The following is a 21638-nucleotide window of genomic DNA, read 5'->3' as shown; positions in this document are numbered from 1 at the left end:
TTTTCCTATAGCACTCCACGGCGCATCTGATCGAGCTCAATGCTCTCGAACAGCGCCTTGAAGTTGCCATTGCCAAAACCATCGTCGCCCTTGCGCTGGATGAACTCGAAGAAGATGGGGCCCAGCTGGTTTTCGCTGAAGATCTGCAGCAGCAGTTTCTGGCCGGTGCCATCGATCAGGATCTTGCGCTTTTTCAGCTCGGCCACGTCCTCGCCATGGTCGGGCAGGCGCTTGTCCACCAGCTCGTAGTAAGTGTCGATGGTGTCGAGCAGCTTGACGCCTCCGGCACGCAGCTGGTCCACCGTTTCGTAGAGGTTGTCCGAGCCCATCGCAATGTGCTGGATGCCTTCGCCGTTGTACATGTCCAGGTACTCCTGGATCTGGCCGGCCTTTTCCTTGCCCTCTTCGTTGATGGGGATGCGGATCTTGCCGCAGGGGCTGGTCATGGCCTTGCTCTTGACGCCGGTGACCTGGCCTTCGATGTCGAAGTACTTGATCTCGCGGAAGTTGAACAGGCGCTCGTAGAAGCCGGCCCATTCGTCCATGCGGCCACGGTGCACGTTGTGGGTCAGGTGGTCGATATAGGTCAGGCCATGGCCGTGCGGGTTCAGCGCTTCCTCGGCGCTGACGCCGGGCAGCGGCTCGAAGTCCACATCGAAAAAGCCGATGTTGCCGATGTCACCGGCTTGGGCGCCGTTCTTGCCGCGCCAGCGGTCCACCAGGTAGATCAGGCTGTCGCCAATGCCCTTGATCGCGGGGATGTTCAGCTCGCCCGGGCCGGCCTGGCCGGCATAGCCCCAGGCGCCCAGGCCCAGTGCGCGTTCGTAGGCGGCCTTGGCATCCTGCACGCGGAAGGCGATGGCGCAGACGCTGGGGCCATGCAGGCGGGCAAAGCGCTGGGCAAAGCTGTCGGGCTCGGCGTTGATGATGAAGTTGATCTCGCCCTGGCGGTACAGGGTCACGTTCTTGTGGCGGTGGCGCGCGACGGGCTTGAAGCCCATCGATGTAAAGACCTTGCCCATCGCGACCGGATCGGGTGCGGCGTATTCGATGAACTCGAAGCCGTCGGTGCCCATGGGGTTGTCCCAGGTCGTGAACTCTGTTGTCTGGTGGGGGATGGCGGCTGTCATCGCAGGTCTCCTGTGGATCGTCGTCTCTGGTGTCGCCAGCATTGGCTGGGTGCTTTGGTTCCACTGTACCGGCCTTGACGCGCAGCATTTTGGCGATTTATCCCAGTCGCGCGGCATGTAAAGCTTGATTAATGTGTTCTTGCTAAAAATCAAGCATTAAAATTGCGCGATCCTGTTGTGTCGCGCTGCTGCGGTGCAGCAATGCCATCCGGACCTCTGCCATGACCACCTCTGCCTACCCCCTGGACAAGCTTGACCGTGCCATCCTGCAGCGCCTGCAGCACAACGGCCGCGAGACCTATGACGTCGTGGGCGAGCAGGTGGGCCTGTCGTCCAGCGCCGTGCTGCGCCGGGTCAAGCGCCTCGAAGAGGTTGGGGTCATCGAGCGCTATGTGGCGCTGGTCAAGCCCGAGGCCGTGGGCCTGTCGATGACGGCCTACCTCAATGTGCGGCTGGAGAAGTTCACCGAGGTGAGCAAGCGCAACCCGCTTGATCTCTTCCGCGCCAGCGTGCAAAGCTGGCCCGAGGTGGTGGAGTGCGTAGCTTTGACCGGCGACATGGATTATCTGCTGCGCGTGGTCGTCGCCGACATGGCGCACTACAGCCGCTTTGTGATGGACACCTTGCTGCGCCACCCTGCCGTGCAGGATTGCAAGACCAGCTTTGTGCTGGACCGTGTCAAGCTCACCACAGCATTGCCGGTGTTACCCGGGCTCTAAGACCGGCTCCTTTTTGCGCCAGCGCAAACCGCGCTGCAATCGCGTGGCCCTTCACCGGCCCCTGAAACCGCTTGCCCAAGTGCCCACTCCCGGCGCAAAGCCGCATGGCTGGGGGCGCTGAATACCCTTTGTAAGCCGGGGGTAAGCCATAGGCACGAAATATGCTGCATCGCAGCATGATTGATAATACGCGGGTTAACCCGTATATTTACCCCATGATCACGACGAAAGAATGGTTCCCTTCATCCGTTGCGAACGGCATGATGGCGTTTTTCCCCTTCTTTGGCCGGTGGGGCGAGAGCCCGCAGCAGCCCGACGGCAAGAAGCCACGACCTTCCGCCTCTATGGTTCCTATCCGCGCCCTCAGTGAGCGTCACCGCCCGCGCATCCTCGCCCATCTGCTGGGCCTCGACGCGCAGGACCGCTATCTGCGCTTTGGCTACCAGGCCAGCGATGCGCAGATCGAGCGCTATGTGGACGGGCTCAACTTCGAGCGTGACGAGATCTTTGGCATCTACAACCGCAGCCTCAAGCTGATTGCGATGGCCCATGTGGCCTATGCGCCGCCGTCGTCGAACATGGCCAGCTGCGCCGAGTTCGGCGTCTCCGTGCTCAAGTCCGGCCGTGGCAAGGGCCTGGGCAGCCGCTTGTTCGAGCGCGCCGCGATGGACGCCCGCACCAAAGGCGTGCAGATGCTGTTCATCCATGCACTGTCGGAGAACACCGCGATGCTGAAGATCGCCCGCAAGGCCGGCGCCACGGTGGAGCGCGATGGCTCGGAATCCGAGGCTTATCTGAAGCTGCCGCCCGCAGGCTTTGACACGCGCATGGCCGATCTGGTCGAGGACCAGATGGGCGAGATGGACTACCAGTTCAAAAAGCAGGCGCGCCAGTTCTGGCATTTCCTGTCGACGGTGCAGGAAGTGCGCCGCGATGTACAGGACGGCCGGCACAAGTCGGGCCAGTAAACAGCCGGTTTGTCTCTGGAATTGCTGAAGGATTGGGCAGCGATTTCGGAGGAAATCCGCAATCCGTTATGCTGATCGCTTGTTTCACTACCGCACGTCCTGCATTCCAAGACAGTGTCCGACCCCCATCCCTCGCGCTTCCCTGACAAGGAAGACAAACGCACCTTTTTTCAGAAGGTCGCCGAACTGATTCACCCGGCCCCGGACTCTCCGGACGAGTTGATCGAAACCCTGGCCGAAGCCGAAAGCAACGATGTCATCAACGCCGACTCCCGCGTGATGCTGGAGCGGGTCATCCGCATGGAAGACATGACCGCAGGCGATGTGATGGTGGCGGCACCACGCATGGACCTGGTCGACATCGAGGCCGATTACGAATCGGTGCTGCACACCGTCATCAACACCGCGCATTCGCGATTCCCGGTGTTCCAGGGCGAGCAGGAAAACATCATTGGCATCCTGATGGCCAAGGACCTGCTCAAGCTGCAACGTTCCCCCCAACTCAATCTGCGTGCGCTGCTGCGCCCGGCGGTGTTTGTGCCCGAGAGCAAAGGCCTCAACGACCTGCTGCGCGAGTTCCGGGGCAACCGCAACCACCTGGCCATCGTCATCGATGAGTTCGGCCGTGTGGCCGGCCTGGTCACGATTGAAGACGTGCTCGAGCAGATCGTCGGCGAGATCGAGGACGAGTTCGATCTGCCAGAAGACGAGGGCGATATCTTTGCGCTGGCCGATGACACCTTCCGCATCTCGGGCGATACGCCGGTAGAGCGGGTGGCCGACGAGTTCAACGTGGTGCTCGAGAGCAGCGACCCCGATGAATCGTTTGAGACCATCGGCGGCCTGATTGCCCATGAGCTGGGCCATGTGCCCAAGCGCGGCGCCCACATCATGCTGGGCGGCCTGCACTTTGAGGTGCTGCTGACCAAGGGCGGCGCCGTGCGCTGGTTCCGCGTGCAGCGGGCCGCACCGGTATCGGACCCGGCCGCAGACGCTTGAGTCCGCGCCGCATAGGCACCCATACCGCCTGCAGCAGGGCTGCAAACCATGGCAGCTAATCCCGGTTCGCTGCCATTTTTCATGGACGCTCGCTGGGCCTGCCCGGTGTTTGGCCTTAGGGACTGGGCTGTAGCACAGCCTCCCTAAAATGCTGCACCATGCCCACGATTGCAAAAGCCCCCACCTCGGCGCCTGCCGCTGACCCTGCCGCCAAGGCCCCCCAGCCGGTTTGGCCCGCCCTGGCCGCCCCGCATGCGGCGCCCCAGGACCACTGGATTGAACAGCTGGGCCGCCGGCGCAATGATGACTTTGCCTGGCTGAAGTACATCCCCGAGGCAGGCACACGCAGCATGGACAACCTGCCCGAGCCCCTGGGCAGCCTGCTGCAGGCCGAGCGCGAATATGCGCAGCAGATGCTGGCGCCGCTGGCCGCATTGGCGCAGCGCTTTTACGATGCGATGGCAGCCCATGTCTGCAGCACCGCTCTGGCGCCGCCCGCGGCGCTGCAAGGCTGGGCTTACAGCAGCCGGCCCGGGGCGGGCGGCCAGCGGGTGTTTGTGCGCAGCCATTCGGATGGCCGGGTGCAGACCCTGGTCGACGAGGCCGTGCAATCGCAGGGCCATGTGTACTACCGCGCGACCGACCACCAGGCCAGCCCGGACGACCGCTACTACGCCTGGGCCGAAGACCTGATCGGCAATGACCGCCACCGCATCTGCGTGCTTGACACCCACACGGGCCAGACCCAGGTGCTGGTGGAGGGCGACGCCTTTGGCTATGGCGGCCTGACTTTTTCGCCATCGTCGCAGGACCTGTTCTGGATCTGGCGCGACGCGCACAGCCGGCCATCGCGCCTGTACCGCAGCGCGCTGCAGGGCGGGCAGCCGGTGCTGGTGCATGAGGAGGCCGACCCGGCGCTCTTCATGCGCGTGGTGCGCACGGCGGCCAATGGCTTTGTGGTGCTGAGCCTGTTTGGGCCGGACACCAGCGAGGTGCGGCTGATTGCTGCCGGCCAGGAGCATGCCGCGCCCCGCGTGCTGCGCCCGCGCGAGCGCGGCATCCGCTACGAGGTCAATGAATGGAATGGCAGCCTGGTGGCACTGACCAATGCCGGCGGCGCCACGGACCGTCAGATCCTGCGGCTCGACCCCGCGCATCTGCAGCCCCAGCAAACCCTGGCCACCCACCGCCATGGCGTGCCCATCATCAAGATGCAGCCCTTTGCCAGCACCCTGGTGCGGCTGGAGCGGGTCGATGGCCTGCACCAGCTGGTGCTGCTGCAGCGCGACGGGACAGAAACCACAATCCGCTTTGACGATCCCGCCTACACCCTGGACCTGCTGCCCGGCCAGCACTGGGATGCCAGCCATGTGCGCATCAAGCACCAGACGCCGGCCCAGCCGCCGCGCTGGCTGGACATCCGCCTGGCCGACGGCCAGATGACCGAGATGGGCCGTGAGACCTGGAGCGGGCTGGACCCGGCCAACTACCGCATCGAGCGCCTGCAGGCCCGTGCCGACGACGGCCAGTGGGTGCCGCTGACGGTGCTCTCGCGCAAGGACATCGATGCCAGCCAGCCCCAGCCGCTGCTGCTGACCGGCTATGGCGCCTATGGCATTGCACATGAGGCCTCGTTCTCGCTGCCAGCGCTGGCCTGGGTCGATGCCGGCTACCGCTATGCGATTGCCCATGTGCGGGGCGGCTCCGAGAAGGGCCATGACTGGTACCAGGGTGGCTGCCGCGAGCACAAGCGCAACTCGTTGACCGACTTCATCGCCTGCGCCCAGCATTTGCAGCAACTGGGTTACAGCACGCCGCAGCAGACGGTGGCGCAGGGCATATCGGCCGGCGGCCTGCTGGTCTGCGGCGCGATGAACATGCGGCCCGAGCAATGGGCAGGCGTGATTGCACAGGTGCCATTTGTCGACATGCTCAACACCATGAGCGATGCCGACCACCCGCTGGTGCCACTGCTGCGCCCGGACTGGGGCGATCCGCTGTCCGATCCTGCCGCTTACGACTATATCGCCGCGTTGTCGCCCTACGAGAACGTGCGCGAGGCGGCCTACCCGCCGCTGCTGTGCACGGCGGGCTTGAAGGATGACCGCGTGCCGTACTGGGAGCCGGTCAAGCTGATGGCCAATGTGCGCCGCCGCTCCACCAGTGCAGCGCCTGCCCTGTTGCTGCTGAACCCGGACAGCGGCCACCAGGAAAGTGACCAGCAGGAGAGCGTGTTTGGCCAGGCGGCGCGCCTCTGGGCTTTTGCGCAGCACTGCGCAACGGCCGGCAAGCCGCCAGCCGTTTAGATCGCCTGACCCGCCTGGGGACGGCTGCGTTGAAACAGCCCCCAGGCGCACCAGGCCGACACCAGCAGCGCCGGCACGGCCGTGACCGAGATGGCGCTGAGCAAATGGCCCTGCACCACCCAGGTGGAGATAAAGCCCGCCAGCAAGGGGCCCAGCGCGCTGAACACCGAGACCACAAAGCTCCACAGCGCAAAGATGCGGGCGCGCAAGGCGGCGGGGGTCAGGTCCTGCAGCATGGTCGGCACCAGCGCATTGGCGGTGCAGGTGATGAAGAGGAAGAGCCCCACCACCACAAAGGCCTGCGGCAGCGATGCGGTGGAGAACAGCATCAGGATGGCCGGGATGGCCAGCAGCGCGCAGACGCCCATGATGAGCGGGCGCACCGCCTGGCCCAGGCGCCGGGCCAGCCAGCGGTCCAGCCAGGCCACCACGGGCAGGCAGCCCAGGGTGCTGACCAGCAGGATCGGGCCCATCACCTCGCCAATATGGGCGGGCGTGGCCTCAAAGCGGCGCTCCAGCGCCAAGGCGATCAGCTGGTTGAGGCCTTGCACGGCAATCATCAGGCTGCCGGCAATGCCGACAAAGAGGCCAATGGACTGCCAGCGCGCACGCAGAAACTGGCGCAGCGAGGCACCGCTGGCGCCATCGCTGCTGGCGATGTAGCGCGGCGGATCGGCGGTGAACAGGCCCGCCAGCAGCAAGGGCAGGCCGGCCACCGACAGCAGCATGAAGGCCTTGCGCCAGGCCTCCATGTCGCCCGGAATCAGCGCGACGGCCGCGCTCTGGATATCACCGGCAAAATAAAAGCCCGCGCTGGCGCCGCTGGAGACCAGAGCCGCAAAGCCCAGGTTGGCCAGCACGCGGTGGCGCTGCGGTGCCAGGTCGGGGATCATCGAGTAGACCAGTGGCACCATCGCAAACTCGGTGATGCCGGCGGCCGAGCGGCCCAGGAAGAAGAGGGGGAAGGTGGGTGCCAGCGCGCTCAGCACCATCATCGCGGTGGAGGCGGCAATCAGGCAGAGCAGCACGCGCTTGCGCGAGAAACGGTCGGCAAACCGCGCCAGCGGAATCGCCAGCGCACTGCCCAGCAGCACACCGGCGAGGCCCTGCAGCGCGCCAATGGCGGCATCGCTGATTGCAAAGCTTTTCTGGATGGCTGACAGCGAGATGGCCTGCAGGCCATAGTCGCTCATCTGCACCCCGGCGGTGAGGCCCAGAAAAACGACCGTCAGCAAAGCACGAACGGACCACTGCGCGGGTCCGGTGTCGGCGGCAGAGGGGGCGGCACTGCCGGAAGAAGTCGTCATGGAGAGAAAGACAGAGAAGAAGCCAATCCAGTGCCACGGGCGCGGCCCGCAGCACTGGCACTATGCATTCCATCTTAGTGGCTTACTTCCACTGGTACTGCAGTTGCACGTCAACCGTGCGGCCACCGCCGTAGTAGCAGTAGAAGTCACAGCCGCTGACATAGGTCTTGTCGGTCAGGTTGCGGGCATTGAGTTGCAGCGCCCATTCGCGGCTCAGGTCGTAGCGCACCATCAGGTCCAGCAAGGTGTAGCCGGAGATGCGCTTGCCGGGGCTGTAGCGCTGGTCTTCGGTCTGGCCGTTGTAGCGGGCACCGGCAGCCACCGTCAGCTTCTGGCTGTTGGCCAGGCTCAGGCTGTGGCTCAGCCACAGGCTGACCTGGTTGTCCGGGATCAGCGGCGTGCGCACGGTCTGCGTGGCCGAGATGTCCTGCTTGGAGTTGTTATGCGTGTAGGCCGCCTTGATGGCAGTCGCCGGGCCCAGCTTGAAGTCGCCTTGCAGCTCGATGCCCTTGTTGGTGCGCTTGCCCGATTGCGTCTGGATGTTGGAGGCGTCCGAGATCAGCGCGTTCTTTTCCTGGATGTCAAAGTAGGCGAGGGTCAGGGTGCCGTTGAGCCAGGTGGGCTCCATCTTCAGACCGATTTCGCTTTGCTTGCCTTCGTAGGGCTTGTAGGCCCTGCCTTCGCTGTCCACGCCAGTGATGGGCTTGAAGGATTCCGAATAGCTGATGTAGGGCGAGACACCGAAGTCGGTGATGTACATCGCGCCCAGGTTGACGCTGTTCTTGCTCACGTCGTAGCCAGCATCGGAGCCGCTGACCGAGCCCGTGTTCTTGGCCTTGTCATGGCGGAAGCCGAGGTTGAAGTTCCAGTGGCTGCCCACGCGCAGCTGGGTGGAGGCATAGGCGCCCCACTGCTTGGAGTGCAGGCCATAAGGCGTGCCGGTGATGTCGAAAGGCGCGCCGTAGACGGGGTTGAACATATCCAGGCCCGGCACGAAACCGAAGCCGTTGTTCAGGCCATCGGTGTCGGACTTGAGGTAGTCGATACCGAAGGTGGGCAGCAGCTGGATGCTGTCGGACAGCTTGAGCTTGCCGGTGATGCGGTTGTCCAGGTAATGGCTCTTGGAGGTGCCATCGGTGTAGGTGTAGCCGCGCGACAGCGTGCGGTCACCGTCCGAGCCATAGGCAAAGGTGTTGACCTGGTCCAGATCGAGGTGGGTGTACTTGTAGTTCTGGGTGAACTTCCAGTCGCTGTTGATCTGGTGGCTCAGCAGCCAGCCCAGGCTGGACTGGGTGCGCTTGAGGTGGTCCACACCGGGCTCGCCCGCGTTGAGGCGGCGGTCAATGCGGCCATAAGGCGTATCGGTGATGGTGCCGTAGGCGGGCAGGAAGCCGTTGGTGGGGCGGCCATCTTCGCGCTGCACACTGCCCAGCAGGGTCAGCGAGGTTTGGGGCGTGAACTCCATCGTGACGCTGGGCGCCAGGTAGTAGCTCTTCATATTGGTTTCACGCTGCATGCCGTCTTCGCGGCGTGCTTGTGCGACCAGGCGGTAGTACACGGTGCCATCGGCATTGGCGATGTCGTTGTAGTCGATGCCGGCGCCCAGGCGCTTTTGGTTGCCGACTTCGGTGTTCAGCTGCAGCGCGCGCTCCTTCTTGGGGCGCTTGGTCACCAGGTTCACAACGCCGCCGGACTCGGATGCGCCAAAGACCAGCGAGTTGGCGCCCTTGACGACTTCCACCGTTTCCACGCCAAAGATTTCGGGCTTCCAGACAAAGTAGCCATTGGGCGATGTGGGGGTGCCGTCCAGCGACACCGAGGCGTCAAAGCCACGGATCTTGAACCACTCGACCTTGTTGTCCGCACCAAAGGGCTCGCTGACCACACCGGCCTGGTACTGCAGGGCCTGGTCCAGCTTGCGGGCGCCCAGGGCGTCGACCTGGTCCTTCTGCAGCACAGCGCTGGAGTTGGGTGCGTAGAAGTCCAGGCTTTGCAGGTCGTTGACCGAGCCGATGACGGTCACGGTCTCCAGCGTGGTGCTGGGTGCGTCGGCCTTGGCGTTGGCTGTCGCGGCTTCGGTGGTGTCGGCGGTTTGTGCCAGCGCTGGGGCCGCAAAGCCGATCGCGCCAATGGCCAGCAGAACGGCGTGGACCACCGGGGTGTAGCGTGCGTATTGCATGGTGTTGGGGAGGGAGAGGGTAAGAACGTGAGTGACGGGTAACTAGTTTGTAATTTTATATTGCAATCGATAATTGTTCTCAAATGCATTCTCTTTTGTAGCTAATTTGCCGCATTTGCTGATTTCTATCGGCTGTTGCCAGGCGTCATCGCGCGCAGCCGTTGGTCCTCTGGCTGGCTGCCCCGCTGCAGAGGGGGATCGCGTATAGTGCGCCCAGCGGCCGTGCCTGAAGAGCGCGCGGTGGTTCTCTCCCTGCCCAACCCTGATTGACCTGTGCCCGCTTCCCATTCTTCTTTTTCCTCCTTTGAATCCCACCGCCGCTTTCCCTGGCTGTGGGCCTGCCTGGCACTGGTCGCCGGGGTCTTGCAAGCCTGGTCCCTGGCCTGGCCCTGGCATAGCGATGGTTTCCCGGCCAGTTATGGCCAGCCGCTGTGGTGGCTGCAGCTTCTGTCGCTGGCGGTGCTGCCTGCGGCACTCATGCGTTTGCAACGGCCCTGGCATGGTGTGCTGATTGGCTGGGCCTTTGCCTGTGCCTGGCTTTGTGCCACCTTTTGGTGGCTGTTCATCTCCATGCACACCTACGGCGGCCTGCCAGCGCCGCTGGCCGTTCTGGCCGTGCTGGGGCTGGCGGCATTTTTGGGGCTGTACTATGCCGTTGTCTGCGGCCTGTTTGTGGCCTGGCGGGGCGAGCGCCTGAGCGGCGCGATGCTGCTGTTTGCCGCACTGTGGTTGCTGGCCGAGCTGGCGCGTGGCCAGTGGTGGACCGGTTTCCCCTGGGGCGCCGGCGGCTATGCCCATGTCGATGGCCCACTGGCCAGCCTGGCGCCCTGGATTGGCGTTTACGGCATTGGCGCGGTCGCATCGGCCGCTGCGATGTGGCTGGCCGGTCTGCGCGGCGGGCATATGGCGCGTTGGCCGGGCTATGTTGCGCTGCTGGTGGTGGCCGGGGTACTTTGGCTGGCCCAGCGCCTGCCCCAGGCATCGGTAGCGGCGGTGCCCAATAAGCCGGTATCGGTCGCCTTGCTGCAAGGCAATATCTCGCAGGGCGAGAAGTTCCAGGCCAGCTCCGGCATTCCGATGGCGCTGGCCTGGTATGCCCAACAGCTGCAGCAAAGCCAGGCGGACATGGTGATTGCGCCCGAGACGGCCATCCCCGTGCTGCTGCAGCAAACCCCGCATGGCTACTGGCAGGAGCTGCAGCAGCGCTTTGCCAGCGGCCAGCAGGCGGCGCTGATCGGTGTGCCGCTGGGCGATTTTGAACAGGGCTATACCAACTCGATGGTTGGCCTGGTGCCCGGCCAGCCCGAGGCCTACCGCTATGACAAGCACCACCTGGTGCCGTTTGGCGAGTTCATCCCGCCGATGTTCCGCTGGTTCACCGATTTGATGCAGATTCCGCTGGGCGATTTCAACCGCGGCGGCATGAACCAGCCTTCGCTGCCCTGGGCGGGCGAGCGCTGGGCGCCCAATATCTGCTACGAGGATTTGTTTGGCGAGGAGCTGGCCAGCCGCTTTGTGGACAGCGCGCAATCGCCGACGATCATGGTCAATGCCAGCAATATCGCCTGGTTTGGCGATTCGATTGCGATCGACCAGCATTTGCAGATCAGCCGGATGCGGACCCTGGAGCTGGCGCGGCCCATGCTGCGGGCCACGAATACCGGTGCCACGGCGGTAATCGACCGGGCCGGCGTGGTACAGCAGATCTTGCCGCACCAAAGCCGCGCCGTGCTGCAAGCACAGGTGCAGGGGGTGGATGCCGGCCCCACCTGGTTTGCCCAGTGGGCGGGCCGCTGGGGTCTTTGGCCACTGTGGGGCCTGGGTTTGTTGGTCGTACTGGGGGCCTGGCTGGGTCGCCGGCGCTGAAAACCGGGCGCTGTGCGCCCGGTGCAGATGCAGGCTTAAGCAGGTAAATTACCAGCAGATGACAGCGGCAGCCTGGGGTGTGCGCCATGCGGGCATGGCCCAGACGCCCGCCACTGGCAAATGTAATTGCTGTTAAAAAACGCAGATCGCCTGGATTTTGTGCACAAAGCACAGCGCGGTCCACGGCTTTGTCTCGCACCTTCGGGCCCAGAAGCGGGATAATGCGTACCTGCAGGTAGTGGTGCCTGGGCACCATCAGAGAAATGCGGCGGAGTGACCGCCACCAGAAGTTGGACTGACAATGGCTGAATCTTTTTCCTATGAACAACTGATCGCCTCCGGTGAGGGCAAGTTGTTTACCCCCGAAAGTGGCCGTTTGCCACTGCCGCCGATGCTGATGTTCGACCGCATCACTGAGATCAGCGAAAACGGTGGCGCGCACGGGCTGGGAAAAATTGTGGCCGAGCTGGACGTCAACCCGGACCTGTGGTTCTTCAAGTGCCACTTCCAGGGTGATCCCGTGATGCCTGGCTGCTTGGGCCTGGACGCCATGTGGCAACTGATCGGCTTTTACCTGACCTGGCTGCGCCTGCCAGGCCGTGGCCGCGCCCTGGGTGCCGGTGAGGTCAAGTTCACCGGCGAAGTCGGCCCTGACGTGAAGCTGGTAACCTACGAAATCGACATCAAGCGCGTGATCAAGCGCAAACTGAACATGGCCATTGGCGATGCACGACTGCTCGCCGACGGCAAGGAAATCTATGTCGCCAACGACCTGCGTGTGGGGTTGTTCCTGCGCGAGGGCGACGGCAAGGAAAACGCAGCATGAAGCGTCGGGTGGTTATTACAGGGGCCGGCATCGTCTCCTGTATCGGTGTGGGGCTGGAGGCCGTGGAGACTTCGCTGCGCGAAGGCCGCTCCGGCATCGATCACATGCCGGTGTTCAAGGAAATGGGCCTGCGCAGCCAGGTTGCTGGCATTCCGCGCATCAATGTTGAAGACTTCATTGATCGCAAGCAACTGCGCTTCATGGGAGATGCTGCCGCCTACGCACAGATCTCCCTGCAGCAAGCGATTGCCCAGGCAGGCCTGTCACCCGAACAAATCAGCCACCCGCGTACCGGATTGATCATGGGCTCGGGCGGCGGCTCGCCGGCCAACCAGATCGAAGCGGCCGATACCCTGCGTGAAAAAGGCATTCGCCGCGTTGGTCCCTACCAGGTCACGCGCTGCATGGGCTCGACCGTGTCGGCCAACCTGGCGACCAATTTCAAGATCAAGGGCATCAACTACTCGATCACCTCGGCCTGCTCGACCTCGGCCCACTGCGTGGGCGCAGCCGCCCAGCAGATCTCCTGGGGCATGCAGGATGTGATGTTTGCCGGCGGTGGCGAAGAGCTGTCCTGGGGCCTGGCCATCCTGTTCGATGGCATGGGCGCGATGTCCAGCAAGTTCAACGACGACCCGACCAAGGCCTCCCGTCCCTATGACACCGACCGCGATGGTTTTGTCATTGCCGGCGGCGGCGGTGCGCTGGTGCTTGAAAGCCTGGAGCATGCCCAGGCCCGTGGCGCCACCATCCTGGGTGAGATCGTCGGTTTCGGCATCTCGTCGGACGGGGAAGACATGGTCGCCCCTTCGGGCGAAGGCGCTGTCGCCGCGATGGCCCAGGCCATAGAAGGCCTGGACGCACCGATCGACTACATCAACACCCATGGCACCTCCACCCCGGTGGGCGATGTGCCTGAGCTGCACGCGATCCGCAAGGTGTTTGGCGACCGCATTCCGCCGTTCTCGTCGACCAAGTCGCTGACCGGCCACTCGCAGGGCGCTACCGGTGTGCAGGAAGCCATCTACAGCCTCATCATGCTCATGAAGGGCTTCATCGCTGGCTCGGCCAATGTGGACCATCCCGATCCCGCTGTGGGCGATATGCCCCTGGTCACCAAGGCACGTGTGGCGGAGTTGAAGCAGGTGCTGTCCAACAGCTTTGGCTTTGGCGGCACCAACGCCTGCCTGGTGCTCAAGCGCTGGGAAGCGGCCTGATCGGCCCAGGGCCCACCGCCCCCCCTGACAAAGCGCCTTCGGGCGCTTTTCTTTTGGCGGTCGAATAGTGGCTCGCGTGCTATCAAAATGAGACCGACTATGCAGCGCAGGCGCGGTACCAACACCTTGCACGCTTGGCAAAGCATGGCGTTTGGCGGCCCTGGCCCCTGATGCGCTCGGCTATCGCCGCCCATGGGGCGGCTGAAAGCACTAAAATCAAATGTTTTTGACCGCTTTGCTGGTGCAGACAGGCAGCAAGGCATGCATGCAGTCCGATCTTGCCGCTGCGCGCCCACTTCGCGGGCCGCCAACAGCAGGCTGCGTCCACCACCAGACTCTCCATGTTGAATTTCCAACAAATCATTTTGAAGCTGCAGCAGTACTGGGCCGACCAGGGCTGCGCGCTATTGCAACCTTATGACATGGAGGTGGGTGCAGGTACCTCGCACACCGCCACCTTCCTGCGCGCCATCGGCCCCGAGCCCTGGAAAGCTGCCTATGTGCAGCCCAGCCGCCGCCCCAAGGATGGCCGCTATGGCGAGAACCCCAACCGCCTGCAGCACTACTACCAGTTCCAGGTGGTGCTCAAGCCCGCGCCTGCCAACATCCTCGATCTGTACCTGGGCTCGCTCGAAGCGCTGGGCTTCGACCTGAAGAAGAACGACATCCGCTTTGTCGAAGACGACTGGGAAAACCCGACCCTGGGCGCCTGGGGTCTGGGCTGGGAGGTCTGGCTCAACGGCATGGAAGTGACGCAGTTCACCTATTTCCAGCAAGTGGGCGGTATCGACTGCAAGCCCGCAACCGGTGAGATCACCTACGGGCTGGAGCGCCTGGCCATGTACCTGCAAGGCGTGGACAATGTCTACAACCTGCAGTGGACCGACGGCCTCACCTATGGCGATGTCTACCACCAGAACGAGGTGGAGCAGTCCACCTACAACTTCGAGCATTCCGATGCGGAGTTTTTGTTCCAGGCCTTTGGCGCCCATGAAAAGCAGGCCAAGCTGCTGATGGAGCAGCAACTGGCCTTGCCCGCCTATGAGCAAGTACTCAAGGCCGGCCACACCTTCAACCTGCTCGATGCGCGTGGTGCCATCAGCGTGACCGAGCGCGCAGCCTACATCGGCCGCATCCGCAATCTCGCGCGCGCCGTGGCGCAGAGCTACTACGACAGCCGTGAGCGCCTGGGCTTCCCGATGGCGCCGCGCGAGTGGGTGGCGCAGATCCCGCCCAAGGCTGCCGCCTAAACACCCCCGCCGCGCTGCCCATGCCCACGATCTTCACGCATGTCGCCGTACCGGTTGCCGCAGCGCTGGCGCTGGGCAGCCGCCGTGTGCCGCCCAGCATGCTGCTGGTGGGCGCGCTGGCCGCGATTGCGCCGGATTTCGATGGCATTCCCTACCAGTTCGGCAGCGCCGGCAGTGGCATATGGGCCCACCGTGGCATCACCCACACGGCCTTGTTTGCGCTGCTGATGGGCTTGTTCGGCCTGTGGCTGGCGCGCTGGTGGAAAGTGCCGCGCCTGGCCGGCTTTGCCTGGGTGTTCTTCTGCACCCTGTCGCACCCCTTGCTGGACATGATGACCAGCGGCGGCAGCGGCATTGCCTTGTTGTGGCCTTTGAGCTCCGAACGTTTTTTCAGCCCTTGGCGACCGATTGCCGTCTCGCCCATTGCTGCAGACCGCTTTTTCTCGCAGCGCGGTGTGCAGGTCCTGGTCAGTGAACTCTACAACGTATGGTTCCCGCTGCTGACCCTGGGCCTGTCCATCTTCGCGCTGCGCCATACCCGGAAATCCTGATGACTTCCTCTCCCAATCTTCTGGTTGAACTGTTTGTTGAAGAGCTGCCCCCCAAGGCGCTCAAAAAGCTGGGCGACGCCTTTGCCCAGGTGCTGCTGCAGCAATTGCGTGCGCAGGGCCTGGCCGGTGACGGCTCGCAGCTGACGGCCTATGCCTCGCCGCGCCGCCTGGCCGCGCTGATCAGCGATGTGCTGCCGCGCGCCGCTGACAAGCAGGTCTCGCAAAAGCTCATGCCGGTGGCCGTGGGCCTGTCGGCCGATGGCCAGCCTACGCCGGCCCTGCTCAAGAAGCTGGCCGCGCTGGGCGCGGACGCCTCGGTGGTGCCGCAGCTCAAGCGGGCCCAGGACGGCAAGGCCGAAGCGCTGTTCTACGACAGCACGGCCGCTGGCGTCAGCCTGGCCGAAGGTCTGCAAAAGGCGCTGAGCGAGAGCATCGCCAAGCTGCCTATCCCCAAGGTCATGACCTACCAACTCGAAGGCAACTGCGAATTGCCCGGCTGGAGCAGCGTGCAGTTTGTGCGCCCGGCGCACGGCCTGGTGGCCTTGCACGGCACCGAGGTGCTGCTGTCGATCGAAGCGCTGGGCCTCAAGGCCGGCAACACCACACATGGCCACCGCTTTGAGGCGCTGGTCGATCCGCTGGTGATCAGCGATGCCGACAGCTATGCCAAGACCCTGGCCGAGCAGGGCGCGGTGATTGCCAGCTTTGACGAGCGCAAGGCCGAGATCGTGCGCCAGCTGCAGGCCGCAGCCGAGCGCGTGGGCGGCGGCGTCAAGCCGATCGACGACGAAGCGCTGCTGGACGAAGTGACCGCCCTGGTCGAGCGCCCGCATGTACTGGTTTGCGCGTTCGAGAAAGAGTTTCTCGACGTGCCGCAAGAGTGCCTGATCCTGACGATGAAGGCCAACCAGAAGTACTTCCCGCTGCTGGCTGCCGATGGCGCGCTGACCAACCAGTTCCTGGTGGTGAGCAACATCAGCCCGGCCGATGCATCGGCGGTGACCGGCGGCAACGAACGCGTGGTGCGCCCGCGCCTGGCAGATGCCAAGTTCTTCTTTGACCAGGACCGCAAGAAAACGCTGGCCTCGCGTGTGGAAGCGCTGGACAAGGTCGTCTACCACAACAAGCTGGGCACCCAGGGTGAGCGCGTGCAGCGCGTGCGCGCCATTGCCAAGAGCATTGCGCAGCAGCTGGGTGCCACCCAGCTGGGCAAGCAGGTGGACCAGGCCGCGCAACTGGCCAAGACCGACCTGATCACCGACATGGTGGGCGAGTTCCCTGAACTGCAGGGCACGATGGGCCGCTACTACGCGCTCAACGACCAGCTCGATACCGCAGTGGCCGACGCCATTGAAGACCACTACAAGCCGCGTTTTGCCGGCGATGTGCTGCCCCGTGGCGACGTCGGCGTGATCGTCGCACTGGCCGACAAGCTCGAAACCCTGGTCGGCATGTTCGGCATTGGCAACCTGCCCACCGGCGACCGCGACCCGTTTGCGCTGCGCCGCCATGCGCTGGGCGTCATCCGCATGCTGGTCGAAAAGGACCTGCCGCTGGACCTGGACACCTTGCTGGTCAGCACCTTGCCCGCCTTTGGTGACAAGATCGAAGATGCCAGCGCCGCGCTGTCCGACTTCATCTATGACCGCCTGGCCGGCAGCCTGCGCGAGCAAGGCTTTGGTGCCCAGGAAGTGGACGCCGTGCTGGCCTACCGCCCCCAGCGCCTGGCCGATGTGCAAAAGCGCCTGGAAGCCGTGCGCGCCTTTGCCGCGCTGCCCGAGGCACCGGCACTGGCCGCCGCCAACAAGCGCGTGGGCAATATCCTGAAGAAGGCCGACGGCCCGGTGCGCGCCCGCGTGGACGAAGCGCTGCTGCAAGAGCAGGCCGAGAAGGACCTGTTTGCCGCACTGCAGACCGTGGCACCCAAGGCCGATGCCCAGTTTGCCGAAGGCGATTACACCGCCAGCCTGCAGACCCTGGCTGCGCTGCGCACGCCCGTCGATGCCTTCTTTGAGCATGTGATGGTGAATGCCGAAGACCCGGCGCTCAAGGCCAACCGCCTGGGCCTGCTGGCAACCTTGCATGAAGCCATGAACCGCATCGCCGATCTGTCGCGCCTGGTCGCTGCCTGATAAGCTGGATGGGCGCGCCGCCATTGTGCATGGCGGCAGCCCGCCAAGGCCGCGTGCCGCAGCCTGTCTTCTGAGGGAGCCTGTGATGAAACTTGCGATTCTCGAGCGTGACGGTATTGTCGGCCAGCCGGTGCTGGGCCAGCTGCGCGGCCACCAGGACTGGCAAAGTATGCCCGATGCCGCCATCAGCATCGCCCGGCTGAACCTGTCTGGCTGGCATGTGGTGCTGGTGGCCAACCAGCCCGGTCTGGGCCGAGGCCTCTACGACTGCGCCGCACTCAATGACTACCACCGCCAGATGTACAAGGAGCTGGCCACCGTCGGCGCCAAGGTCGATGCGGTGTTCTTCTGCCCCCATCCGCCCGATGACCACTGCGACTGCCTGGACGCCCAGGCCGCGCTGCTGCGCCAGATCCTGGACCGCTTCAACATGGAAGCGGGCAAGGTCGCGGTGATCGCCCGCAGCGCCAGCCTGCTGCAAGCCGCTGCCAGCCTGGGCGCGCGCCTGCACTGGGTCTCTGTGCCCGGTGGGCCGGATGCCGAGGCGGCGCTCTGCCCTTCGCAGGAGGCGCAGCAGCATGCCAGCATGGTCCAGTGCACCGAGCACCTGCTGCAGAGCATGGCGAATCGGCCGCCGCAGGCTTGAGAGCCTGAACAAAGCCCCGTATTGCGATAGATGCCAGTCAGCCAAAATCTGACTGGCATTTTTTCCGCTCTTTGTGGAGGGCCGCAACTCTACGTTGACCCTGTTGCTCGCTCCCTGAGTTATTGAGCAGCGCTGTCCCAAGGCAAGCCGTCCCCCCTATCTGTCGGTTGTAATTACAGTGTATATACAATAAAATAGTAGTCACTCACAACGCAATCTGGAGCCGCCATGACCACCACCACCCGAGGCAGACCACCCAAGAGGGTAGCAGTCAAGACGACGGCCAAGGCCTCGACGGCGCGAGCGTCCATCGACGATCCCAAGAATGCAGTACCTGTGCGTGGCGGCGCCCAGCGTATAAAGCCAGGCGGCGGAGCGGAGCAGGGCACCTTTAATTTCCGTGTCGGTGTCGAGCTCAAGGACAGCTTCATCCAATGGGCGCGTGCCAACAACCGCGATGGCAGCCTTTTGCTGCGTGATTTCATGCGAGCCTATGTTGAGCAGGCGCAGATGCACGCCAAGAGCACGAGTCCAGCGCTGAACGCGGTGGAGCGCCGGCGTCGCCAAGCTGCCGTTGCCTACGGCATGGCGTCTGCCGGCCTCGAAGGGTTTTCTCCATCCGAGGAAGCCCAAGCCTTTGCCGAACGCTTTATCAATGGCGAGATGAGCACGGAGCAGTTTGCCCAGGCGTCATACAGCGACGTGCATGAGCGCTAAAACCAGAGCAACCCTGGAGCGTGAACGCATAGAGGGGTTTTATACCGCTCGGCGGATCACCGAGCTTTATCTGCATCCGGTGCAGGGCAAGTTCGATGCGGTCCATTTGAAAGAAATCAACCGTCGCATATTCCAGGACTTGCCCAAGGCAGGTTACCCATCGCTGAAGCCCGGCGAATATCGCCAAGCCGTGCCGCCGCACCAGGACTGGGTGAAAGAGCGCGTGATGGAAGGCATCTCTGTGCCGTCCGTCGTGGCCTACTCAGCGATGGACGACAAGGCTATCGGGCAGCTCAACCAAACGCTTGATGGCATCAACCTGACTGCGCTCAGCGCACTGAGTACCGAGAATTTCAGCCAAGCCATGGGCCAGCTCTACGCACAGCTGGACTACATCCATCCCTTTCCGGACGGCAACAGCCGCACGCTGCGCGAGTTCACGCGCTCGCTGGCAGAGAACTGTGGCTACGAGTTGGACTGGACCCGGTTCAACATCGACAAGCACGGGCGCAATGTTCTCTGCATTGCGAGAGATTTGAGCGTGAACCTCCTCGCGCTTCCCCATTTGCGTGACCATCGCACCACGCGATCGGTCACACTGATGCTCGATCAATTTGCAGAGAATCGGAACATGCCCGACCTGTTGCGTGATGCTATCCGGCCAAGCCGGGCTTGCGCTTTCGAGGAGTGGAAAGAGGACGAAGCGATGGCCGCCTTCCCTGAGCTGAGCGGGGCCTACAACATCTTGCAGGCTGCTGGCGCTTATGGGCTGCGCAAGTTTCCAGAGGATAGGTCCCAGCGAGAAGAATTCATCGCGAGCGTCCGGATGAAGATCCAACGGAGTCTGGATGCTGGTGAGGTTCCGCAAGGCAACACCTACCGACCAGCCTAAGGCCAAGGCATGCCAGAGAGGCGGGCGATCTTTAGCCTCCCGCTGCTCTGGCTCTTGAAAGGAAATACGGCTGACAGCGAGAGGGTTGGGCCGCCAGGCATCGCGCATTGCAGCGCTTTTGTGTAGGGCGCGCAGCGCTTATTTACGCATCGCACGCGACTGGCTATGCACCGCTTCCACCAGGGCCGCCACATGCTCGGGCGGGGTGAACTGGCTGATGCCATGGCCCAGGTTGAAGATATGCGTGGGCCCGGGGCGGCTGGTGTCGGTGTGGGGTGTGCCAAAGCTCTCCAGCACATGGCGCACCTGTTCGGCAATGCGCTCGGGCGGCGCAAACAGCACATTGGGGTCGATATTGCCTTGCAGCGCCTTGCCGGGGCCGCCGGCTTCACCGCCGACGATGGCGCGGGCCTTGCCGAGGTTGGCGGTCCAGTCCAGGCCCAGCACCTCGCAGTCCAGATCGCGCATCTCGGGCAGCCAGATGCCGCCGCCCTTGGTGAACACGATGCGGGGCACATCGCTGCCATCGGCGCCGTGGCGCTTGAGCTGGCTCAGCACGCGCTTGGTGTAGGCCAGGCTGAACTGCTGGAAGGCGCCATCGGCCAGCACACCGCCCCAGCTGTCAAAGATCATCACGGCCTGCGCGCCGGCATCGATCTGGGCGTTGAGGTAGGCGGCCACGCTGTCGGCGTTCACCTCCAGGATGCGGTGCATCAGATCGGGGCGGCTGTACATCAGCGACTTGACCTGGCGGTAGTCATCGCTGCCCTTGCCTTCGACCATGTAGCAGGCCAGGGTCCAGGGGCTGCCGGAAAAACCGATCAGCGGCACGCGGCCATCCAGCGCACGGCGGATGCTGGTCACCGCATCGAACACATAGCGCAGCTTGTCCATGTCCGGCACGGCCAGCGCCTGCACGGCGGCTTCGTCGCGCACCACCTTGGCAAAACGCGGGCCTTCGCCTTCGGCAAAGGACAGGCCCAGGCCCATCGCGTCGGGCACGGTCAGGATGTCGCTGAAGAGGATGGCGGCATCCAGCGCAAAGCGCTCCAGCGGCTGCAAGGTCACCTCGGTGGCGTAGTCCACATTCGTCGCCAGCCCCATGAAACTGCCAGCGCGTGCGCGTGTGGCCTTGTATTCGGGCAGGTAGCGGCCCGCCTGGCGCATCAGCCACAGGGGGGTGTAGTCCGTCGCCTGGCGGCGGCAGGCGCGCAAGAAGGTGTCGTTGGTCAGCGGTGCAAATGTCGTGCTCATGGGCAGGGATTGTCGCGCAGTTGCCGATGCCTGGGCAGCGATGCCGGTTTGCCCGGGTAGGGTATGGATCAAAGTTCGCGCAGATCGCGCCCCAGCGGCTCAGCCCAAGTGGTTCTGGCGGTGGCCGGACTGGCGCGGTGGAAAGGCGGCATCGCTGGCCTCATCCTGCGCGGCCCGATTGGCCTGCTGCTGCAGGCGGTGCAGGCTCTGGTCCAGCTGCTGCAGCGCATCGGCGTCGAGCGCGGCCACCAGATCGGTGTTGATGCGCCGCACCTGGGGCAGCAGCGCATCATGCAGGCGCTGGCCGGCGGGGCTCAGCTGCAGCGCGGCGCGGCGTCGGTTGCTGGATTCGGTGGATTTGTTCAGCAGGCCCTTGGCCTGCATCGAGGCAAGGGCGCGCGAAATGCGGGCCCGGTCGAGTTCGAGCAGATCGGCCAGCTGCGAGGGCTGCAGACCGGGCTGGCGCGCCAGCCACATCAGCACACCCCATTCGCGCCGGGTGATGCCGTAGTGGCGCTCGCACAGCCGCGTGACCAGCCGGCCCGCCGATGCGGTGAGCTTGGCCAGGCGGTAGAGCAGCAGGTCGCTGGGCTGCTGCGGATCGGCAAGGGGGCTGGGCGGCACTGCGGGTAAATCCGGGCGATGGTTGATTAGAACAATTGTGCCCTGGTTTTCTACA

General features: G+C 64.0%; 18 protein-coding genes. 13 read left to right on the top strand and 5 right to left on the bottom strand.

Annotated features, from left to right (window positions below; all coding sequences use genetic code 11):
• Positions 1 to 5 precede the first annotated feature (5 nt).
• Complete coding sequence (hppD, locus tag LPW39_RS22400) at positions 6 to 1130, bottom strand: 4-hydroxyphenylpyruvate dioxygenase (RefSeq protein ID WP_230780746.1); 1125 nt, start codon at positions 1128 to 1130, stop codon at positions 6 to 8.
• Positions 1131 to 1351: 221 nt separating this feature from the next.
• Here hppD and LPW39_RS22395 point away from each other — a divergent pair, with 221 nt between their 5' ends.
• The 4 genes from LPW39_RS22395 (at position 1352) to LPW39_RS22380 (ending at position 6122) form a co-directional block, all read left to right on the top strand.
• Positions 1352 to 1849, top strand: coding sequence for an Lrp/AsnC family transcriptional regulator (locus LPW39_RS22395; protein WP_230780744.1), 498 nt, complete (start codon positions 1352 to 1354; stop codon positions 1847 to 1849).
• Positions 1850 to 2064: 215 nt separating this feature from the next.
• Positions 2065 to 2817: a GNAT family N-acetyltransferase gene (locus LPW39_RS22390; protein WP_230780742.1), complete on the top strand. Its 753-nt coding sequence runs from the start codon at positions 2065 to 2067 to the stop codon at positions 2815 to 2817.
• A 114-nt stretch (positions 2818 to 2931) separates the two neighbouring features.
• On the top strand, positions 2932 to 3816 hold the full coding sequence (locus tag LPW39_RS22385; RefSeq protein ID WP_021028764.1) for an HlyC/CorC family transporter: 885 nt from the start codon (positions 2932 to 2934) through the stop codon (positions 3814 to 3816).
• A gap of 158 nt (positions 3817 to 3974) precedes the next feature.
• Positions 3975 to 6122, top strand: a complete 2148-nt coding sequence (locus tag LPW39_RS22380; protein ID WP_230780740.1) for a prolyl oligopeptidase family serine peptidase — start codon at positions 3975 to 3977, stop codon at positions 6120 to 6122.
• Here the strand turns inward: LPW39_RS22380 and LPW39_RS22375 are convergent.
• Complete coding sequence (locus LPW39_RS22375; RefSeq protein ID WP_230780738.1) at positions 6119 to 7429, bottom strand: MFS transporter; 1311 nt, start codon at positions 7427 to 7429, stop codon at positions 6119 to 6121. The genes LPW39_RS22380 and LPW39_RS22375 overlap by 4 nt on opposite strands.
• A gap of 82 nt (positions 7430 to 7511) precedes the next feature.
• Positions 7512 to 9608 carry a TonB-dependent siderophore receptor gene (locus tag LPW39_RS22370; RefSeq protein ID WP_230780736.1) on the bottom strand — a complete coding sequence of 699 codons (2097 nt, stop codon included), beginning with the start codon at positions 9606 to 9608 and terminating at the stop codon, positions 7512 to 7514.
• Positions 9609 to 9881: 273 nt separating this feature from the next.
• Between LPW39_RS22370 and lnt the strand changes: the two genes are divergently transcribed.
• The 9 genes from lnt to LPW39_RS22325 all read left to right on the top strand — a co-directional run bounded on the left by lnt (position 9882) and on the right by LPW39_RS22325 (position 19705).
• A complete protein-coding gene (gene lnt, locus LPW39_RS22365; RefSeq protein ID WP_407928901.1) occupies positions 9882 to 11474 on the top strand; it encodes an apolipoprotein N-acyltransferase in 1593 nt (530 codons plus the stop codon).
• 301 nt (positions 11475 to 11775) lie between these two features.
• Entirely contained in the window at positions 11776 to 12300 is a 525-nt protein-coding gene (fabA, locus tag LPW39_RS22360) for a bifunctional 3-hydroxydecanoyl-ACP dehydratase/trans-2-decenoyl-ACP isomerase (RefSeq protein WP_133855041.1), read from the top strand.
• Positions 12297 to 13517 carry a beta-ketoacyl-ACP synthase I gene (gene fabB, locus LPW39_RS22355; protein WP_230780734.1) on the top strand — a complete coding sequence of 407 codons (1221 nt, stop codon included), beginning with the start codon at positions 12297 to 12299 and terminating at the stop codon, positions 13515 to 13517. The genes fabA and fabB overlap by 4 nt, the downstream gene beginning before the upstream one ends.
• A gap of 341 nt (positions 13518 to 13858) precedes the next feature.
• The gene (glyQ, locus tag LPW39_RS22350) at positions 13859 to 14767 is read left to right on the top strand and encodes a glycine--tRNA ligase subunit alpha (protein ID WP_116926715.1); all 909 of its coding nucleotides are present in this window, start codon (positions 13859 to 13861) and stop codon (positions 14765 to 14767) included.
• Between the two features lie 20 nt (positions 14768 to 14787).
• Positions 14788 to 15318, top strand: a complete 531-nt coding sequence (locus LPW39_RS22345) for a metal-dependent hydrolase (RefSeq protein ID WP_230780732.1) — start codon at positions 14788 to 14790, stop codon at positions 15316 to 15318.
• Complete coding sequence (gene glyS / locus LPW39_RS22340; protein ID WP_230780730.1) at positions 15318 to 17450, top strand: glycine--tRNA ligase subunit beta; 2133 nt, start codon at positions 15318 to 15320, stop codon at positions 17448 to 17450. Before LPW39_RS22345 ends, glyS begins: the two co-directional genes overlap by 1 nt.
• 85 nt (positions 17451 to 17535) lie before the next feature.
• A complete protein-coding gene (locus LPW39_RS22335) occupies positions 17536 to 18096 on the top strand; it encodes a histidinol phosphate phosphatase (RefSeq protein ID WP_230780728.1) in 561 nt (186 codons plus the stop codon).
• Between the two features lie 228 nt (positions 18097 to 18324).
• The gene (locus LPW39_RS22330; RefSeq protein WP_230780727.1) at positions 18325 to 18813 is read left to right on the top strand and encodes an antitoxin VbhA family protein; all 489 of its coding nucleotides are present in this window, start codon (positions 18325 to 18327) and stop codon (positions 18811 to 18813) included.
• The gene (locus LPW39_RS22325) at positions 18803 to 19705 is read left to right on the top strand and encodes a Fic family protein (protein ID WP_230780724.1); all 903 of its coding nucleotides are present in this window, start codon (positions 18803 to 18805) and stop codon (positions 19703 to 19705) included. Before LPW39_RS22330 ends, LPW39_RS22325 begins: the two co-directional genes overlap by 11 nt.
• Before the next feature lie 138 nt (positions 19706 to 19843).
• Here LPW39_RS22325 and hemE read toward each other — a convergent pair whose 3' ends face one another.
• Positions 19844 to 20959 carry a uroporphyrinogen decarboxylase gene (hemE, locus tag LPW39_RS22320; RefSeq protein ID WP_230780714.1) on the bottom strand — a complete coding sequence of 372 codons (1116 nt, stop codon included), beginning with the start codon at positions 20957 to 20959 and terminating at the stop codon, positions 19844 to 19846.
• 99 nt (positions 20960 to 21058) lie between these two features.
• On the bottom strand, positions 21059 to 21583 hold the full coding sequence (locus LPW39_RS22315) for a MarR family winged helix-turn-helix transcriptional regulator (RefSeq protein WP_230780712.1): 525 nt from the start codon (positions 21581 to 21583) through the stop codon (positions 21059 to 21061).
• Positions 21584 to 21638 lie beyond the last annotated feature (55 nt).

This window comes from Comamonas koreensis (assembly GCF_021026195.1).
Taxonomy (GTDB): Bacteria; Pseudomonadota; Gammaproteobacteria; order Burkholderiales; family Burkholderiaceae_C; genus Comamonas; species Comamonas koreensis.
The sequence above is the reverse complement of the archived record's forward strand: the minus strand, read 5'-3'. Positions and strand labels throughout refer to the sequence as shown.

What these genes read in the sequence shown, in the direction of transcription:
- hppD (WP_230780746.1), bottom strand. Translation starts at nt 1,130, where the DNA reads ATGACAGCCGCCATCCCCCACCAGACAACAGAGTTCACGACCTGGGAC.
- LPW39_RS22395 (WP_230780744.1), top strand. Translation starts at nt 1,352, where the DNA reads ATGACCACCTCTGCCTACCCCCTGGACAAGCTTGACCGTGCCATCCTG.
- LPW39_RS22390 (WP_230780742.1), top strand. Translation starts at nt 2,065, where the DNA reads ATGATCACGACGAAAGAATGGTTCCCTTCATCCGTTGCGAACGGCATG.
- LPW39_RS22380 (WP_230780740.1), top strand. Translation starts at nt 3,975, where the DNA reads ATGCCCACGATTGCAAAAGCCCCCACCTCGGCGCCTGCCGCTGACCCT.
- LPW39_RS22375 (WP_230780738.1), bottom strand. Translation starts at nt 7,429, where the DNA reads ATGACGACTTCTTCCGGCAGTGCCGCCCCCTCTGCCGCCGACACCGGA.
- LPW39_RS22370 (WP_230780736.1), bottom strand. Translation starts at nt 9,608, where the DNA reads ATGCAATACGCACGCTACACCCCGGTGGTCCACGCCGTTCTGCTGGCC.
- fabA (WP_133855041.1), top strand. Translation starts at nt 11,776, where the DNA reads ATGGCTGAATCTTTTTCCTATGAACAACTGATCGCCTCCGGTGAGGGC.
- fabB (WP_230780734.1), top strand. Translation starts at nt 12,297, where the DNA reads ATGAAGCGTCGGGTGGTTATTACAGGGGCCGGCATCGTCTCCTGTATC.
- glyQ (WP_116926715.1), top strand. Translation starts at nt 13,859, where the DNA reads ATGTTGAATTTCCAACAAATCATTTTGAAGCTGCAGCAGTACTGGGCC.
- LPW39_RS22345 (WP_230780732.1), top strand. Translation starts at nt 14,788, where the DNA reads ATGCCCACGATCTTCACGCATGTCGCCGTACCGGTTGCCGCAGCGCTG.
- glyS (WP_230780730.1), top strand. Translation starts at nt 15,318, where the DNA reads ATGACTTCCTCTCCCAATCTTCTGGTTGAACTGTTTGTTGAAGAGCTG.
- LPW39_RS22335 (WP_230780728.1), top strand. Translation starts at nt 17,536, where the DNA reads ATGAAACTTGCGATTCTCGAGCGTGACGGTATTGTCGGCCAGCCGGTG.
- LPW39_RS22330 (WP_230780727.1), top strand. Translation starts at nt 18,325, where the DNA reads ATGACCACCACCACCCGAGGCAGACCACCCAAGAGGGTAGCAGTCAAG.
- LPW39_RS22325 (WP_230780724.1), top strand. Translation starts at nt 18,803, where the DNA reads ATGAGCGCTAAAACCAGAGCAACCCTGGAGCGTGAACGCATAGAGGGG.
- hemE (WP_230780714.1), bottom strand. Translation starts at nt 20,959, where the DNA reads ATGAGCACGACATTTGCACCGCTGACCAACGACACCTTCTTGCGCGCC.